The sequence below is a fragment of the Arthrobacter sp. UCD-GKA genome (assembly GCF_001863355.1).
Taxonomy (GTDB): Bacteria; Actinomycetota; Actinomycetes; order Actinomycetales; family Micrococcaceae; genus Paeniglutamicibacter.
Genome location: NZ_MOLR01000002.1, coordinates 247,589 through 263,462, shown reverse-complemented (window position 1 = coordinate 263,462; position 15,874 = coordinate 247,589). Strand labels below are relative to the sequence as shown.

Sequence of the window (15,874 nt, the reverse complement as noted above, 5' to 3'; positions counted from 1 at the left end):
CCCTGGTCCCTACTGCGCCGCGGCCGCGGCACCGGCGCGGCTACTGCTGCCCGGGCGCCGGGGCGTAGGCGTCGGCCAGCGCGGGATAGAATTCGTCCCACGCCACCTCGTCCGGGTCTTCCCCCAGGGTGTGGGCGATAGCCCGTTGCATGTAGTATTCCCAGCCCGGCCCCATGTTCCGCGGGTCGTCCGCATCACCGAGCACCTGGTGGAATTCCAGCTCGCACCCGCCGGCGGCCGGCCGGATGACCAGGCCCATGCCCCAGCCGCCGAACTTGCTGGTCGTGGTGTACTCGAGTTCGTGCGGCGCCCGGCACCGGGTGATGTCCAATTCCTCGGGATCCGATTCCTGCACGCCCTCGAGCATGGAGAAGGTGCGCTTGCCGGTGGCCTCGTCGGTGCGCAGCACCCCGATCCACCCGGCCAGGGCGGTGGCGTCAGTGAAGGTTTCCCAAAGCCGCTGCGGAGTTACCTCCACGGAGCGGGTGATGACGATCCGGGACTTGCCCTCGTGCAATTGTGTCGATCCGTTTGCCTCGCGCATGGTGAATTGTTTCCTTTGCCCATCGATGGTTTGGTCCTGGAAGAAGCCTAGGCCACCGGGCACGGCGGCGGACAGGAACATGGGCCCGGTGGCACCGGGATTACGACGCCGGAGTCCTCTGCGGCCTCGGCTGCCGCACCCGGGCCCGGCTCGCGATAAACTGGCATGGTGACTTCCAACGTACGCCCCCAGACCTTTTCCGCGCTCCAGGACCTCGACCTGCGAGGTGCCGCCCTGGACCATGCCAGCCTCAAGGCGGTGCTGCCGCGCCCGGAACTGAACTTCGCCACCGCGGCAGAAGCGGTCGAATCGATCATCCGCCGCGTGCGCACCGACGGATTCTCCGCGCTGTCCGAGCTGGCCGAGCAGTTCGACGGCGTGCAGCAGGACCACACCCGGGTCCCGGCAGACGCCATGGAACGGGCGCTGGCGGAGCTTGACCCCGAGGTGCGGGCGGGCCTGGAGGAATCCATCGCCCGGGCCCGCGTCTTTGCCGCGGCCCAGGTGCCCGGCGAGACCCGCGTCGAATACGGCGCCGGTGCCGCCGTCACCCAGCGCTGGGTCCCGGTGCGCCGGGTGGGCCTGTACGTCCCGGGCGGGCTGGCCGTGTACCCCAGCTCGGTGATCATGAACGCGGTGCCGGCCCTGGCCGCTGGCGTCGGCTCCCTGGCCATCGCCTCGCCCCCGCAGAAGGAGTTCGGCGGGCTGCCCCACCCCGTGATCCTGGCCGCCGCCCAGTTGCTGGGCGTCGGCGAGGTCCACGCCATCGGCGGGGCCCAGGCCATTGCCGCCTTCGCCTACGGCGTCCCGGCCGGCGCTGAAATGGACCCGGCGCTGGCCATCGAGCCCGTGGACGTGGTCACCGGTCCCGGGAACCTCTTCGTGGCCACCGCCAAGCGCCTGGTCAAGGGCGTGGTCGGCATCGACGCCGAGGCCGGGCCCACCGAGATCGCCATCCTTGCCGACGCCACGGCGAACCCCGCCTTCATCGCCGCCGACATGGTCTCGCAGGCCGAGCACGACCCCAACGCCGCCGCGGTGCTGGTCACCGATTCCCCGGCGCTTGCCGAGGCGGTGCGCGAGGCGCTGGAAAACCAGTGCGCCACCACGAAGCACTCCGAGCGGGTGCGCATCGCGCTGGGCGGGAACCAGTCGGCGATCATCCTGGTCGACGACGTCGCCGCCGGGATCGCCGTGTGCAACGTGTACGCCGCCGAGCACCTGGAAATCCACACGGCCGACGCGGCAGCCGACGCCGCGAGGATCACCGCGGCGGGTGCCGTGTTCGTCGGGCCCAACGCCCCGGTGAGCCTGGGGGACTACTGCGCCGGCTCCAACCACGTCCTGCCGACCAGCGGCACCGCGGCCTTCGCCTCGGGGTTGAACGTGAACACCTTCCTGAAGGCCATCCAGGTCATCGACTACGACCGTGCCGCCCTGGCCACGGTGGCACCGCACGTGATCGCGCTGGCCAACGCCGAGGACCTGCCGGCCCACGGGGACGCGGTGGCCATCCGCTTCCCGTGAGGCGCCCGGGGCAACCCGGCCGCAATGGTGCCTGATTGTGAGTACGACCACAACATGTGGTAATCACATTGTTGTGATTAGGCTATATATGGCCCTAAACTGATCCCGGGCACGTATGTGCCCGGCAAAAAGACCCGAGAAAGGGGTGCCATGTACTGTCCCTATTGCAGGCACACCGATTCGCGCGTCGTGGACAGCCGGCTGACCGACGACGGCACCGCGATCCGCCGCCGCCGGCAGTGCGCCGCCTGCGGACGCCGGTTCAGCACCGCCGAGACCACCAGCCTGAACGTGCTCAAGCGTTCCGGGGTGGCCGAGCCGTTCAGCCGCGCGAAGGTCATCAACGGCGTGCGCAAGGCCTGCCAGGGCCGGCCCGTCACGGACGACGACCTGGCCATGCTGGCCCAGGAGGTCGAGGAAGCGGTGCGCTCCAGCGGAGCGGCGGAAATCAACGCCCGCGAGGTCGGGCTGGCAATCCTTGCCCCGCTGCAGCGCCTCGACGAGGTGGCCTACCTGCGCTTTGCCAGCGTCTACCAGGACTTCAAGTCGCTCGAGGACTTCGAGCTGGCCATCGCCAAGCTGCGGGCCGAACGCGAGACCCGGCCGGTGGGGCACCAGCGCCCGCTCGGCGCCCGCTAGGACGGAAGGCCCGCAGGGGCCCGTGGCATCAACCGCAAACGGCGGGCCGCCTGGCCATTCCCTTCACCGAAACGTGAATGGGGATGGCAGGGGGCCCGCCGTTGTTTTTGCGCCCGTAAGGTCTAGGACAGCGCCGACTGCAATGCCGCACCGACGATCCCGGCATTGTTCTTGGACTTCGCCGTGGTGATCGGGGTGGCGATCGAAAGCTGCGGCAGGTAGTCGTCGGCGCGCTTGGAGATCCCGCCGCCGATGATGAACAGGGTGGGGGAGAAGAGGAACTCCACGTGGGAGAAGAAACGCTGCAGGCGCACCGCGTACTCGTCCCAGGACAAGCCCTCGCGCTCGCGGGCCGACGCCGAGGCGCGGGCCTCGGCGATGACCGCGTCGATCTCCAGGTGCCCGAGTTCCACGTTGGGAACCAGAACGCCGTTGTGGATCAGGGCCGAGCCGATGCCCGTGCCCAGGGTGATGACCAGCACCGTCCCGTCGACACCGGCGCCCGCACCGAAGTGCACCTCGGCCAGTCCGGCGGCGTCGGCGTCGTTCATGACATGGACCGGGCGCCCCAGCTGCTCGGTGAACAGCGCATCGACGTCCGTGCCGATCCACGACTGGTCCACGTTGGCCGCCGAGCGCGCCACGCCGCGGTGGATGATCGCCGGGAAGGTGACGCCCACCGGGGTCCCGGCGCCGGGGGCATCCCCGCGGGCATCGAGCTCGGCCACGATCTTGGCAACGACCTCGGCCACCGCGGCCGGGGTGGCGGGCTGCGGGGTGTCGATGCGGACGCGTTCGCCGACCAGCTTCCCGATCGAGAGGTCGACGATGCCGCCCTTGATGCCGGTGCCACCGATGTCGATGCCGATGGCCAGGGGAGTCGGGGTGGAGGCGCTGTGTGTCATGCGGTGGGGTTTCCTTCTCGAACGGGTTCTTGACGGGGCGGGTGGTGACCTGCGCTAGGGCAGGGTCAGGATTTCGGCGCCGTCCTCGTTGACGAGCAAGGTGTGTTCAAATTGTGCGGTCCGCTTGCGGTCCTTGGTGGTGGCGGTCCAGCCGTCGTCCCACATGTCCCACTCGATGGTGCCGAGGGTGAGCATGGGTTCGATGGTGAACGTCATGCCCTCTTCGATGAGCTGGCTGTAGGCCGGTGCGGCATCGTAGTGCGGGATGATCAAGCCGGTATGGAAGGATTCTGCCACGCCGTGGCCGGTGAAGTCCCGCACCACGCCATAGCCGAAGCGTTTTGCGTAGGCGGAGATGGTGCGGCCGATGACGTTGATCTCCCGGCCCGGCATGACCGACTTGATGGCCCGGCGCAGGGATTCCTCGGTGCGCTCGACCAGCAGCCGGGATTCCTCGTCCACGTCCCCGGCCAGGAACGTGGCATTGGTGTCGCCGTGGACCCCGCCGATGAACGCGGTGATGTCGATGTTCACGATGTCCCCGTCCTGCACCACGGTGGTGTCCGGGATGCCGTGGCAGATGACCTCGTTGATCGAGGCGCACAATGACTTGGTGAAGCCGCGGTACCCCAGGGTCGAGGGGTAGGCCTTGTGGTCCAGCAGGAACTCGTGCCCGATCCTGTCCAGCTCGTCGGTGGTGACACCCGGGACGATGGCACGGCCGACCTCGGCCAGTGCCTGGGCCGCGATCTTGGAGGCCACGCGCATCTTGGCGATGATCTCCGGGGAGCGGACTTCCGGGGCATCGGACTTTCGCGGTGCGGGGCGCCCGACGTATTCGGGGCGGGGGATCGAGGCGGGGACGGTGCGTTGCGGAGTGGGGGTCCCTGGAACCAGGGAACCAATGGGCGCGGTTGAAGCTAAAGGCATGGTTTCCATTCTAGCGGTGTGACGGGACCCCAAGCCACGGCGCATTTACGTTTCGCACGGCGCTGCGCGGCCTCCCGGCGGTAGGGTGGTGGCATACCGAGTCACGATGCAGGAACGAAAGGTGGGTCAGTCCCGATGAGTGGAGCATTGCCCGGCGAGGGCGAATTCTGGTTCAACATCACCACAGGCCAGGTGGAGTCCGGTCCGCAGGGGGATTGGTCTAAGCTCCTGGGCCCCTACAAGTCGCGGGCCGAGGCCGAACTTGCCATGAGCAAGGTGCGCGAACGCAACGAACAGTGGGACGAGGCCGACGAGGAAGACGAAGAGTAGGGAAGGGAGCGGGCGGGCCCCGCTACTGCCCGAACTCGTGTTCCGGTCCCGGGAAGACGCCGCCGAGGACCTCGTCGTGGTATGCGGCGGCGGCACCTGCCACCACCGAGCGCAGGTCCGCGTACTTCTTCACGAAGCGGGCGCCCTTGCCCGCGCCGAGCCCGAGCATGTCCTGCCACACCAGCACCTGCCCGGTCGTGGCGCCGCCGGCACCGATGCCCACGGTGGGAACGTGCAGGGACGCATCGACCCGGGCTGCGGTTTCGGTGGGAACCATTTCCATCAGCACGGCAAACGCGCCGGCGGCCTCCAGCGCCTGGGCGTCGGCAACCATCGCGTCGGCCGCATCGCCGCGGCCCTGCACCCGGTAGCCGCCCAGGGCATGTTCGGACTGCGGGGTGAAGCCGATGTGCGCCATCACCGGCACGCCGGCGGCGACCAGCGCCCGCACGTGCGGGACGAAATACGCCCCGCCCTCGAGCTTGACCGCCTGGACCCCGCCCTCCTTCATCAGCTTCACCGCCGAGGCCACGGCCTGTTCGGGCGACACCTCGTAGGAACCGAACGGAAGGTCGCACACCACCAGGGCGCGCTTGGCCCCGGAAACCACCGACTTGGCGAAGACAACCATGTCGTCAAGGGTGATCGGCAACGTGGAGGAGTATCCCATCACGGTGTTTGCCGCCGAGTCGCCCACCAGCAGCACCTCGATGCCGGCGGAATCGAAGATGGAAGCCATCATGGTGTCGTAGGCGGTGAGCATCGCGAACTTCGCACCCTGGACCTTGGCCGACTGCAGGTGGTGCAGCCGGATGCGGGCGGTGGATGCAGGTCCGGGGGAGGCTGGATTTGCTGGTGTGGAAGGATGAGCACTCATGGGCAAGAGACTAATGCACATCCAGGTGAAGCAGTCGTTCCGTGTCATGAACGCAAAAACGTATAAAGTGAATTAGTGGGGGCGGGAACCGCCGCCAGAGAACCCCTTGTGGAAGGAACCCGCCGTGGATCGCCAGCAGGAATTCGTCCTAAGAACCATTGAAGAACGAGACGTGCGTTTTGTGCGGCTTTGGTTCACGGACGTGGTTGGTTCCATGAAATCCGTGGCACTGGCCCCAGCCGAGGTCGAGGGCGCCTTCGAGGAGGGCCTGGGCTTCGACGGCTCCTCCATCGAGGGATTGTCGCGCATCTACGAATCGGACATGCTGCTGCAGCCGGACCCCTCCACCTTCCAGATCCTGCCGTGGCGCGGCGAGGTCGAGCCGACCTCGCGGATGTTCTGTGACATCCTGACCCCCGACGGGCTGCCGGCCGCCGCAGACCCGCGCCATGTGCTCAAGCGCCAGCTGGCAGTTGCCTCCGAGATGGGCTTCACCTGCTACACGCACCCGGAAATCGAATTCTATTTGTTACGCTCCTCCGAGCTGGGCCCCGACGGCTACCCGGTCCCGGTTGACCGGGGCGGTTACTTCGACCACGTCACCGGGGGCGTGGCCCAGGACTTCCGCCGCACCGCGGTGACGATGCTCGAGGCCGTGGGGATCTCCGTGGAGTTCAGCCACCACGAAAGCGGTCCGGGCCAGAACGAGATCGACCTGCGCTACGCCGATGCGCTGCAGACCGCCGACAACGTGATGACCTTCCGCACCGTGATCAAGGAGGTCGCGATCCAGCAGGGCATCTACGCCACCTTCATGCCCAAGCCCTTCTCGGACGAACCCGGGTCCGGCATGCACACCCACTTCTCCCTCTTCGAGGGCGACACCAACGCGTTCTTCGAGGCCGGGCGGGAATTCCAGCTCTCGGACACGGCCCGCCAGTTCATTGCCGGGATCCTGCACCATGCCCCGGAATTCACGGCCGTGACCAACCAGTTCGTGAACTCCTACAAGCGCCTCTGGGGCGGCGGGGAGGCCCCGAGCCACCGGTCCTGGGGTCACAACAACCGTTCGGCGCTGGTCCGCGTCCCGCTGTACAAGCCCGGCAAGGGCCAGAGCGCCCGCGTGGAGTACCGCGGCATCGACTCGGCCACCAACCCCTACCTGGCCTACGCCTGCCTGCTGGGCGCCGGGCTGAAGGGCATCCAGGAAGGCTACGAGCTCGAGCCGCAGGCCGAGGAAGACGTCTGGGGCCTGAGCAGCGCCGAACGCCGCGCCTCCGGGCACGACCCGCTGCCCGGCTCCCTGCACGACGCGATCCGCGCCATGGAGGAATCCGAGCTGGTCGCCGAGATCCTGGGCGAGCAGGTCTTCACCTCGTTCTTGCGCAACAAGCGCGACGAGTGGGAGGCCTACCGGCAGAACGTCAGCCCGTTCGAGCTGCGCCGCTACCTCGGGATCCTCTAGGCCGGCGGGGGAGCGAATTCCTTGCAGATCTCCACGCGGCAGCTGATTTCCGCCGGGTTCGACGACCTGGAGCGGGCCAAGCGTTTCCTGGGCGACAGGGAACTGGCCGGCATCGACCATGCAGCGCTGGTGCGCCACTTGGCATACGCCGCGGACCCGGACCAGGCGCTGCTGTCGCTGATCCGCCTGGTTCCGCATGCCCCCGCGGCGTTGGAACTGGCCGCCGACCCACGCACCGCCCCGGGGTTGCTGCGCCTGCTGGGCGCCTCCGGGGCCATGGCGAACTTCATGATCCGCGAACCCGGGTGCCTGGAGGTCTTCCGGACCCCGGCCCCCGACCGCATGGCGGGCCGCGACGCGATGGAACTGCGTGCCCAGTTGCTGCGCGCGGTGGGCGCTGATCCGGCCTCCGGGATCCCTCCGGTGGCGGGCGTCTCCGGCGAAGAGGGCTACCGCGTGCTGCGCGTGGCCTACCGCAAGGCGCTGCTGTCGCTGGTCCACCGGGACCTGGGCGCCGCCGATGCGCTCGAGGCGATGCCGGAGGTCGGCCGGGAACTGGCCGACCTTGCTGCCGCCGCCCTCGAAGGGGCCCTGGCCATCAGCCGGGCCGAGGCCTCCGCACGCTTTTCCGTCGAGGACGTCGCCGACGTGCGGCTGGCGGTGATCGGCATGGGCAAGTGCGGTGCCCACGAACTGAACTACGTCTCGGACGTCGATGTCATCTACGTCCACTCGTCCGAGCGCCTCGACGAGGAGCTGGCCCACACCGTGGCCACGGAACTGGCCTCCGGGATCTCCCGGGCCATCGACGCTTCGGGAACCGAACCGGGGCTCTGGGAAGTCGATGCCAACCTGCGCCCGGAGGGCAAGGACGGTGCCTTGAGCCGGACGCTGGAATCCCATGCCGCCTATTATGGGCGCTGGGCCGCCTCCTGGGAGTTCCAGGCGCTGCTCAAGGCCCGGGCGATCGCCGGGGATGCCGAGCTGGGCGCCGCCTACGAGGCCATGATCGCACCGCTGGTGTGGGGTGCCTCGGAACGCGACGGATTCGTTGAGTCCGTGCAGCGGATGCGCCGGAGGGTCACCGCAAACATCAAGCCGGCCGAGCTGGCGCACCAGATCAAGCTGGGCCCCGGCGGGCTGCGGGATGTCGAATTCACCGTCCAGCTGCTCCAACTGGTCCACGGCCGGGTCGACGAGACGTTGCGCGTGCGCTCCACCACCGGGGCCATCGCCGCGCTTTCCCTGGCCGGGTACATCGGGCGCGACGACGCCAAGAAATTCGACAGCTCCTACCGCTTCCTGCGCGTGCTCGAGCACCGCATCCAGCTGGTGAACCTGCGCCGGACCCACCTGATGCCGCACAAGGAATCGGGCCAGCGCGTGCTGGCCCGGGCGCTGCGCTCCACCCTGGGCGTCGAGCTGTCCACCGCCGCGGCGCTGCTGGAACGCTGGGGCGAGACCAAGAAGCTGGTGCGGCTTCTGCACGAGCGGATCTTCTACCGCCCGCTGCTGTCCAACGCCGCCAACCTCTCCGCGGACGAGGTGCGGCTCTCGCCGGAGGCCGCGCAATCGCGCCTGCGTGCCCTGGGCTATGTGGACCCGAAGGCCGCCATGCGCCACATCGAGGCGCTCACCGGGGGAGTGCGGCGGCGCGCCGCGCTGCAACGGCAGCTGCTGCCGGTGCTGCTGGGCTGGATCGCCGAGGGCGTTGACCCGGATGCCGGGCTGCTGGGCTTCCGGCGGCTGAGCGAGTCCCTGGGCGAGTCGCACTGGTACCTGGGCATGCTGCGGGACTCCAACGCGGCGGCCGAGCGGTTGTGCAAGATGCTGTCGAACTCCCGCTTCATCACCGACCTGCTGGAGGTTTCCCCGGAATCGGCGGCGTGGCTGGGGTCCAGCAAGTCGCTGCAGCCCCTGGGGTACGAGGCGCTATGGGGCGAGATCTCCTCGAAGCTCAAGCGGAACCTCGGCCCCGACCAGGCGATCCGGCTGATCCGGGTCATCAGGCGCCGCGAGATCCTGCGCATCGCCCTGGCGGACGGCGCCGCGGTCATCGACCAGGACACCGTGGGACGGGCCCTGGCGGACAACGACAGGGCCGCCGTGCGCGGGGCCCTGGAGGTGGCCCAGCGCACCGAATATGCCGCGACCCCGCAGCTGGGCGAGTTCCTGGTGATGGCCATGGGCCGGCAAGGCGGGCATGAGATCGGCTACTGCTCGGACGCGGACGTGATGTTCGTGCAGCGCGCCTTCGACGAGGCCGCCCAGCAGGGCGCCCAGGAACAGGCGATGCGCATCGCCACGGCCCTCGGCTCGTTGCTGGGCAGGCCCATGGTGCCGGCCATCCAAGCCGAACCCCGGCTGGAAATCGATGCGGCGCTGCGCCCTGAGGGCAAGAGCGGCCCGCTGGTGCGCTCCCTGGCTTCTTATGAGGAGTACTACCGGCGCTGGTCCCAGATCTGGGAACAACAGGCGCTGCTGCGGGCCACGCCCATGGCGGGGTCCGAGGAATTGGCAGCCGATTTTATGGCCATGATCGATCCGCTGCGCTACGAACAGGTCATGGGCGAGGAACAAATCCGCGAGATCCGCCGGATCAAGGCCCGCGTTGAGGCCGAACGCCTGCCCCGCGGCGCGGAGCCCGAGCGGCACCTGAAGCTGGGCCGCGGCTCCCTCAGCGACGTCGAATGGCTGGTGCAGCTGATGCAGCTGAGCCACGCCAAGGACCATCCGGCACTGCGCACCACCTCCACGCGCCCTGCACTGGCAGCCATCGCCGAGGCCGGGATCATCCCGGCCGAGGACGTGGCGCTGCTGGACCATGCATGGTCCCTGGCAACCAGGATCAGGAGCGCCGGGTTGATTTGCACCGGGCGGGTCAGCGACGTCCTGCCCAATTCCTGGCGTGACATGGAAGCGGTGGCCCGCTGGTGCGGCTACGCACCGGGGGAGGCCTCGGTGATGGAGGATGATTACCTCAAGGCCACCCGGCGGGCACGGCAGGTCTTCGAGCGCTACTTCTACGGGTTCGAGGACCGAAGCGCGTGAAGCGAACGTAAGGTGGGCTAGACCAGGTGTTTGTGGTTGTCATTGAAAGGGCAGGGAAAGTACCATGCACGTTACCAGCGCCGAACTTGATCAACTTGTCACGAAGGAATGGGACAAGGCAACGGCTTCCAACAATGGCCGCAGCGCCATCGCGGTGCTCAAGGATGGGCGCCTGCGCCACACCCTGATCACTCTGCTGGCCGGGTCCACGCTGAACGACCATGAAAAGCCCGAAGCGGCGACCCTGCAGGTGTTGCGCGGGTCCATCGTGGTCAATTGGGAAGGCGAGTCCAAGACGATCGAGCACGGGGGGCTGTTCGTGCTGCCCGATGCCGTGCACAACGTCGTGGCAAACGAGGACTGTGCCTTCCTGCTCACGTCGTTGGCGGGTTGACCTCGGACCGTCGCATGCCCAAGCCCTGTGTCAATAAACCTTGACGAGCCGACAGTGTCAAGATAGATTGACGTTGGAAGGCAGGTGTTCGATGACCAAGACAAAGCTTGAGCAGGGCGAGGACGGAACGATTGGCGCCTTGCGCGCGGTGTCCGACCTTCAACAGGACGCCAGGCGCCAGGAATCCGTGCTGGTGCGCCGCGCGCGTGCCGAGGGCTTCTCCTGGGAGGCCATCGCGCTTGCATTGGGCGTGAGCCGCCAGGCCGTGCACCAGCGTTACGGGAAGAAGTCCTAGCCGATTGCCTGCCCATCGCAGAAAGCAGAAAAGTCCGCGCGGGGCCGGAGCTTCACTCTGAAGCAACGGCGTCCACGCGGACTTTTCTAGTCGGTGCCGGGGAGTCCCGACACCCTACCTAGCAGCCGTAGTACAGCTCGAACTCGTACGGGTTCGGGCGCAGTGCCAGCGGCTTGATTTCGTATTCGCGCTTGTATTCGATCCAGGTGCGGATCAGGTCCTCGGTGAACACATCGCCCTCGAGCAGGAAGTCGAAGTCGTTCTCCAGGGCCTCAAGGGCCTCGTCCAGCGAGGCCGGGGCCTTCTGGATGTCCTTGGCTTCCTCGGCGGGCAGCTCGTAGAGGTCCTTGTCGATCGGGTCCGCGGGCTCGATGCGGTTCTTGATGCCGTCCAGGCCGGCCATCAGCTGTGCGGCGAAGGCCAGGTACGGGTTGCACGCGGCATCCGGTGCGCGGAACTCGATGCGCTTGGCCTTCGGGTTCGAGCCGGTCACCGGGATGCGAATGCCTGCGGAGCGGTTGCCCTGCGAGTACACCATGTTGACCGGGGCCTCGTAGCCCTTGACCAGGCGGCGGTAGGAGTTCACGGTCGGGTTGGTGAAGGCCAGGACGGCGGAGGCGTGCTTCAGCAGACCGCCGATGTACCAGCGGGCGGTGTCGGACAGGCCGGCGTAGCCCTTCTCGTCGTAGAACAGCGGAACGCCGTTGGCCCACAGCGACTGGTGGCAGTGCATGCCCGAGCCGTTGTCACCGAAGATCGGCTTCGGCATGAAGGTTGCGGACTTGCCCCAGGCATCGGCCACGTTCTTAACGATGTACTTGAACTTCAGGATGTCGTCGGCCGAGTGGGTCAGCGTGTTGAACTTGTAGTTGATCTCGGCCTGGCCAGCTGCGCCGACCTCGTGGTGGGAGCGCTCGACCTCAAGGCCGGCAGCTTCGAGTTCAAGGCAGATGGCGTCGCGCAGGTCGGCCTGCTTGTCGGTCGGGGAAACCGGGAAGTAACCGCCCTTGAAGGGGGTCTTGTAGCCCTGGTTGCCGCCTTCTTCCTTCTTGCCGGTGTTCCACGGGGCCTCGACGGAGTCGACCTTGTAGAAGGAGCCCTGCGGCTTGGACTCGTACTGCACGTTGTCGAAGATGAAGAACTCTGCCTCGGGGGCAAAGAAAGCGGTGTCGGCGATGCCGGTCGAGGAGAGGTAGGACTCGGCGCGCTCGGCCACGCCGCGCGGATCGCGGTGGTACGGCTCTCCGGTGCGCGGGTTCACGATGGAGAAGTTGAACGCGAGGGTCTTCTCCAGGCGGAACGGATCGATGTAGCCGGAAGTGACATCGGGGATCAGCTGCATGTCGGAGTCGGAGATGCCGGCGAAACCGCGGATCGAGGACGCATCGAACAGCTGTCCGTCGATGAAGAAATCCGCGTCGACGGTGCGTGCCGGGACGTTGAAGTGCTGCTGGATGCCGGGAAGGTCGGTGAAGCGGATGTCAACGAACTTGACGTCTTCTTCGGCAATGTATGCGATGACTTCTTCGGGACTCTTGAACATGGTCAGGGACTCCTGTGTGGGGTTTCTGCTGTGACGACTAGCGTGCCGTGCCGTGAAACGTTTACCAACGTTTTCTTCCTGTGTTATCAACACTAGCCCCCAGCGATTACTCTCCTGTGTCTCGATTGTTTCCGTTACGTTACACGGACGCGGAATCCAGCCAATCGGGTGTTGGCTAAATCACATCACCTGCCCCAAGTGTGACGGAGGGTGCTTGGCCGGGTGCGAAAGGCTGGCTTTGGGCGCCGACGCCCGGTGTTTGCCCCGGTAGGCTGGGGGTGTGGAAAGAAAAGATTTTGGCTCGTGGCTCGAGGGCCCGCCGCAGCTAAGCAACCAGGAATGGCCCGGCAAGCGGTTGGGGCGCCCCGAAAAGGGACCCGGATCGGTCGCACGCATCGGCCGGCGTGTCGCGGCGTTGTTGTTGGACTGGGGGATTGCGATGCTCATCTCGTTCTTCTTCTTCAAGTCCGACCCGACCGCCAACCTGATCATCTTCGCGGCCACCCAGATGCTGTTTGTAGGCGTGACCGGACACTCCATCGGACACCGCGTCTTTGGCATGCAGGTCCAGGGGCTGGATGGCAGTGCGGTGAAGCCGCTGACCGGCATCGTCCGGACCTTGCTGATCTGCCTGGTGGTTCCGGTTCTGTTCAGCGACTCCGACCAGCGTGGCTACCACGACCGATTGGGCAAGACGATCCTGGTGCGCATCTAGCGCTTCGGATAGGCGCCGAGCCTGGGCCGCGGGCCCGGTGCACCGCACGCAGCTGCCGGATTAAGCAAGCAAGGTGGGTGTTGGAACCAATTGGTTCCAACACCCACCTTGCTGTTTAAGGAATGCTTTGCCTGGTGTTAGCGCATCTGCTTGCGGTTGGGCCGTGCCCGGTTCGGGTCGATGCCCTTCGGGATCGGCAGCTTGGCGCTGCCCAGGGTGCTCAGGCGCTTGTCCACGGCGCCGATCTCCAGCTTGGTGATCGACTTCGGAAGCTTCTTCATCTTCTTGCCGACTTCGGCAAGCGGGGTCTGGCCCTCTTCGTTTCCGGCGTTGATCACGTGGATCGGGACGTTCGGAAGCACCCGGCCCATGCGCTTGCGCTCTGCATCAACCAGCGTGCGAACGCGGACGTTGGGGCCCTCGGTGACCAGCACGACGCCTGCGCGGCCAATACCCAGGAACACCAGGTCCTTGGTGCGCGGGTTCACCGCCACCGGCTCGTCCTTCAGGATCCAGCCGCGGCGCAACACACTCATGGCCGCGCCGGCAGCGCCGGGACGTCCCTCGAGCTGCTTGAAGGCGGCCTTCTCGGCTCGACGCGAAAGGATCATGGTCGCAGCCAACAGGGCCAGCGGAAGCGCGATCAGCACCGCCGTGATCCAGTTGTTGATCAGCAGGCCGATGATCAGGCCCACAACAAGGATGCCCAGGGCAGCCAGAAGCATCAGCCAGACGACCATCGGGTCGTTCTTGCGGGTCATCTGGAAGACCTGGCCCAGCTGTTTCAGCCGGCCCGGTTCCTTGTTGGCCTTTTCGGCCTTCGGCTTGCGCGAGAACAGTCCGCGCTTAGGACTTGCAGCCTCGGACGAGGCGTTATCGGTGTTTTTGGCCATAGTGATTCAATTCTACGCGATCGGGCACCGGCTAGGAGCCGACCAGCGAGGAAGCCTCCTGGCGGGTGTCGCCGGAGCTGGCGATGTGTTCCAGCGCCTCCGGGATCGGGAGCCCCTTCTTGCGCATGGCCCCCGCCCACAACCGGCCCGCACGGTACGAGGAACGCACCAACGGGCCGCTCATGACGCCGAGGATGCCAAGCTCTTCGGCTTCCTGCTGCAGCTCCACGAATTCCTGTGGCTTGACCCAGCGCTCGACGGGGTGGTGGCGCTCGGTGGGGCGCAGGTATTGGGTGATGGTCAGCAGGTCGCAGCCCGCCGAGACCAGGTCCTTGATGGCCTCGGAGATCTCCTCGCGGGTTTCGCCCATGCCCAGGATCAGGTTCGACTTGGTAATCATGCCGTTGGCGCGGCCCTGCGTAATGACATCCAGGGAGCGGTCGTAGCGGAATGCCGGGCGGATTGACTTGAACAGGCGGGGAACCGTCTCGAGGTTGTGTGCATACACCTCGGGGGCGGATGCCGCGATCTCGTCCAGGTATTCGGGCTTGCCGGAGAAATCGGGGATCAGCAGCTCCACGCCGGTGCCCGGGTTCAGCTGGTGGATGCGGCGCACGGTCTCGGCGTAGAGCCAAGTGCCCTCGTCCGCGAGGTCGTCGCGGGCTACGCCGGTGACGGTGGCGTAGCGCAGGCCCATCTTCTTCACGCTCATGGCAACCTTGAACGGTTCGGCGCGGTCGATGGCCTGCGGCTTGCCGGTGTCGATCTGGCAGAAGTCGCAGCGGCGGGTGCATTCGGAGCCGCCGATGAGGAAGGTTGCTTCCTTGTCTTCCCAGCATTCAAAGATGTTCGGGCAGCCAGCCTCTTCGCATACGGTGTTCAGGCCCTCGGACTTGACCAGCTTCTTCAACCCCACGTACTCGGGGCCGATGTTGATCTTTGCCTTGATCCACTCGGGCTTGCGCTCGACGGGCGTTTCGGAATTTCGCTGCTCGATGCGCAGCAGGCGGCGACCTTCGGGGGCGGCACTCATGATCGGGCTCCTTCGGGGGTAGTAGCGGTCAACGACACAATCGGGCTGAGCAAGGTTTCGAGTTCCTGCTCGACCCGGTCGAGGACGTCGGCTGGAGTGACGGTGGTTCCAGTTTCTTCGCTGATGCTTGTGACACCGGCGTCGGTGATCCCGCAGGGGATGATTTGTGAATAGGGTGCGAGGTCGTTGGAGCAGTTCAACGCGAATCCGTGCATGGTCACGCCATGGTCTACGCGGATGCCGATCGCGGCGAGCTTGCGGTCCTGGCCACCGTTGGTTCCGGCAACCCAAACGCCGCTGCGACCCTTGATGCGCACGGCGTCGATGCCGTAATCCAACGCAACATTGATCAGGGCTTCTTCGAGGGTCGTGACGTACTCGCGGATGCCCTTCATGTCGCGCAAGCGCACGATCGGGTAGCCGACCAGCTGCCCCGGGCCGTGCCAGGTGAGCTTGCCGCCGCGATCGACATCGATCACGGGGGTTCCGTCGACCGGGAGGTCTTCCGGCTCGGTACGGCGTCCGGCCGTGTATACGGCGGCATGTTCCAGGAGAAATACAACGGGGCCAGCCACGCCTTCGGTCACGTCATGGTGAACGCGGCGCTGCATGTCCCACGCGATGCGGTAATCGACCAGCTCGGGGGCATGGCCAATTCGCTCGAATTTGATGGTCATGGCGATAACAGTACGCCGTCTATCGGGAGGCCCTCGAATTGGCTAACCGTTTGTTT

General features: G+C 66.6%; 16 protein-coding genes. 8 read left to right on the top strand and 8 right to left on the bottom strand.

Annotation, left to right across the window (positions count from 1 at the left end; all coding sequences use genetic code 11):
- Positions 1-40: 40 nt before the first annotated feature.
- On the bottom strand, positions 41-544 hold the full coding sequence (locus tag BLJ79_RS04530; RefSeq protein ID WP_175475387.1) for an SRPBCC domain-containing protein: 504 nt from the start codon (positions 542-544) through the stop codon (positions 41-43).
- Positions 545-709: 165 nt separating this feature from the next.
- Here BLJ79_RS04530 and hisD point away from each other — a divergent pair, with 165 nt between their 5' ends.
- Positions 710-2,071 (top strand): histidinol dehydrogenase, encoded by a 1,362-nt coding sequence (gene hisD / locus BLJ79_RS04525; protein ID WP_071213496.1) that lies wholly within the window; start codon positions 710-712, stop codon positions 2,069-2,071.
- A 150-nt stretch (positions 2,072-2,221) separates the two neighbouring features.
- Positions 2,222-2,710 carry a transcriptional regulator NrdR gene (nrdR, locus tag BLJ79_RS04520; RefSeq protein ID WP_071213495.1) on the top strand — a complete coding sequence of 163 codons (489 nt, stop codon included), beginning with the start codon at positions 2,222-2,224 and terminating at the stop codon, positions 2,708-2,710.
- Positions 2,711-2,832: 122 nt separating this feature from the next.
- On the opposite strand, the gene ppgK is transcribed toward nrdR, so the two are convergent.
- Both ppgK and map read right to left on the bottom strand, forming a co-directional pair.
- Positions 2,833-3,615 carry a polyphosphate--glucose phosphotransferase gene (gene ppgK, locus BLJ79_RS04515; RefSeq protein WP_071213494.1) on the bottom strand — a complete coding sequence of 261 codons (783 nt, stop codon included), beginning with the start codon at positions 3,613-3,615 and terminating at the stop codon, positions 2,833-2,835.
- A 54-nt stretch (positions 3,616-3,669) separates the two neighbouring features.
- Positions 3,670-4,545, bottom strand: a complete 876-nt coding sequence (gene map, locus BLJ79_RS04510) for a type I methionyl aminopeptidase (protein ID WP_071213493.1) — start codon at positions 4,543-4,545, stop codon at positions 3,670-3,672.
- A 135-nt stretch (positions 4,546-4,680) separates the two neighbouring features.
- Here map and BLJ79_RS04505 point away from each other — a divergent pair, with 135 nt between their 5' ends.
- On the top strand, positions 4,681-4,875 hold the full coding sequence (locus BLJ79_RS04505; RefSeq protein ID WP_071213492.1) for a hypothetical protein: 195 nt from the start codon (positions 4,681-4,683) through the stop codon (positions 4,873-4,875).
- Between the two features lie 22 nt (positions 4,876-4,897).
- Here the strand turns inward: BLJ79_RS04505 and panB are convergent, their stop codons facing one another.
- The gene (gene panB / locus BLJ79_RS04500) at positions 4,898-5,752 is read right to left on the bottom strand and encodes a 3-methyl-2-oxobutanoate hydroxymethyltransferase (protein WP_071213491.1); all 855 of its coding nucleotides are present in this window, start codon (positions 5,750-5,752) and stop codon (positions 4,898-4,900) included.
- A gap of 124 nt (positions 5,753-5,876) precedes the next feature.
- Between panB and glnA (BLJ79_RS04495) the strand changes: the two genes are divergently transcribed.
- From glnA (BLJ79_RS04495) to BLJ79_RS04480, 4 genes are all read left to right on the top strand, one after another.
- Positions 5,877-7,217, top strand: coding sequence for a type I glutamate--ammonia ligase (glnA, locus tag BLJ79_RS04495; RefSeq protein ID WP_071213490.1), 1,341 nt, complete (start codon positions 5,877-5,879; stop codon positions 7,215-7,217).
- Between the two features lie 21 nt (positions 7,218-7,238).
- Positions 7,239-10,268 carry a bifunctional [glutamine synthetase] adenylyltransferase/[glutamine synthetase]-adenylyl-L-tyrosine phosphorylase gene (locus BLJ79_RS04490; protein ID WP_083410997.1) on the top strand — a complete coding sequence of 1,010 codons (3,030 nt, stop codon included), beginning with the start codon at positions 7,239-7,241 and terminating at the stop codon, positions 10,266-10,268.
- A 64-nt stretch (positions 10,269-10,332) separates the two neighbouring features.
- Positions 10,333-10,662, top strand: coding sequence for a cupin domain-containing protein (locus BLJ79_RS04485; RefSeq protein ID WP_071213489.1), 330 nt, complete (start codon positions 10,333-10,335; stop codon positions 10,660-10,662).
- 91 nt (positions 10,663-10,753) lie between these two features.
- The gene (locus tag BLJ79_RS04480) at positions 10,754-10,957 is read left to right on the top strand and encodes a transcriptional regulator (RefSeq protein ID WP_071213488.1); all 204 of its coding nucleotides are present in this window, start codon (positions 10,754-10,756) and stop codon (positions 10,955-10,957) included.
- Positions 10,958-11,075: 118 nt separating this feature from the next.
- Here BLJ79_RS04480 and glnA (BLJ79_RS04475) read toward each other — a convergent pair whose 3' ends face one another.
- Positions 11,076-12,500, bottom strand: a complete 1,425-nt coding sequence (glnA, locus tag BLJ79_RS04475) for a type I glutamate--ammonia ligase (protein WP_071213487.1) — start codon at positions 12,498-12,500, stop codon at positions 11,076-11,078.
- Positions 12,501-12,780: 280 nt separating this feature from the next.
- On the opposite strand from glnA (BLJ79_RS04475), the gene BLJ79_RS04470 reads away from it, so the two are divergent.
- On the top strand, positions 12,781-13,215 hold the full coding sequence (locus tag BLJ79_RS04470; protein ID WP_071213486.1) for an RDD family protein: 435 nt from the start codon (positions 12,781-12,783) through the stop codon (positions 13,213-13,215).
- 137 nt (positions 13,216-13,352) lie between these two features.
- Here BLJ79_RS04470 and BLJ79_RS04465 read toward each other — a convergent pair whose 3' ends face one another.
- The 3 genes from BLJ79_RS04465 to lipB are packed head-to-tail and all read right to left on the bottom strand — an operon-like array spanning position 13,353 to position 15,818.
- Entirely contained in the window at positions 13,353-14,108 is a 756-nt protein-coding gene (locus tag BLJ79_RS04465; RefSeq protein ID WP_071213485.1) for a DUF4191 domain-containing protein, read from the bottom strand.
- A 31-nt stretch (positions 14,109-14,139) separates the two neighbouring features.
- Positions 14,140-15,141, bottom strand: a complete 1,002-nt coding sequence (gene lipA / locus BLJ79_RS04460; RefSeq protein ID WP_071213484.1) for a lipoyl synthase — start codon at positions 15,139-15,141, stop codon at positions 14,140-14,142.
- Positions 15,138-15,818 (bottom strand): lipoyl(octanoyl) transferase LipB, encoded by a 681-nt coding sequence (lipB, locus tag BLJ79_RS04455; RefSeq protein WP_071213483.1) that lies wholly within the window; start codon positions 15,816-15,818, stop codon positions 15,138-15,140. Before lipB ends, lipA begins: the two co-directional genes overlap by 4 nt.
- Between the last annotated feature and the right edge of the window lie 56 nt (positions 15,819-15,874).

Excerpts from the sequence above, each read along its gene's own strand:
- hisD (WP_071213496.1), top strand. The coding sequence starts at position 710 with ATGGTGACTTCCAACGTACGCCCCCAGACCTTTTCCGCGCTCCAGGAC.
- lipB (WP_071213483.1), bottom strand. The coding sequence starts at position 15,818 with ATGACCATCAAATTCGAGCGAATTGGCCATGCCCCCGAGCTGGTCGAT.
- BLJ79_RS04505 (WP_071213492.1), top strand. The coding sequence starts at position 4,681 with ATGAGTGGAGCATTGCCCGGCGAGGGCGAATTCTGGTTCAACATCACC.
- map (WP_071213493.1), bottom strand. The coding sequence starts at position 4,545 with ATGCCTTTAGCTTCAACCGCGCCCATTGGTTCCCTGGTTCCAGGGACC.
- BLJ79_RS04485 (WP_071213489.1), top strand. The coding sequence starts at position 10,333 with ATGCACGTTACCAGCGCCGAACTTGATCAACTTGTCACGAAGGAATGG.
- glnA (WP_071213487.1), bottom strand. The coding sequence starts at position 12,500 with ATGTTCAAGAGTCCCGAAGAAGTCATCGCATACATTGCCGAAGAAGAC.
- BLJ79_RS04465 (WP_071213485.1), bottom strand. The coding sequence starts at position 14,108 with ATGGCCAAAAACACCGATAACGCCTCGTCCGAGGCTGCAAGTCCTAAG.
- panB (WP_071213491.1), bottom strand. The coding sequence starts at position 5,752 with ATGAGTGCTCATCCTTCCACACCAGCAAATCCAGCCTCCCCCGGACCT.
- nrdR (WP_071213495.1), top strand. The coding sequence starts at position 2,222 with ATGTACTGTCCCTATTGCAGGCACACCGATTCGCGCGTCGTGGACAGC.
- BLJ79_RS04480 (WP_071213488.1), top strand. The coding sequence starts at position 10,754 with ATGACCAAGACAAAGCTTGAGCAGGGCGAGGACGGAACGATTGGCGCC.
- ppgK (WP_071213494.1), bottom strand. The coding sequence starts at position 3,615 with ATGACACACAGCGCCTCCACCCCGACTCCCCTGGCCATCGGCATCGAC.
- lipA (WP_071213484.1), bottom strand. The coding sequence starts at position 15,141 with ATGAGTGCCGCCCCCGAAGGTCGCCGCCTGCTGCGCATCGAGCAGCGA.
- BLJ79_RS04530 (WP_175475387.1), bottom strand. The coding sequence starts at position 544 with ATGCGCGAGGCAAACGGATCGACACAATTGCACGAGGGCAAGTCCCGG.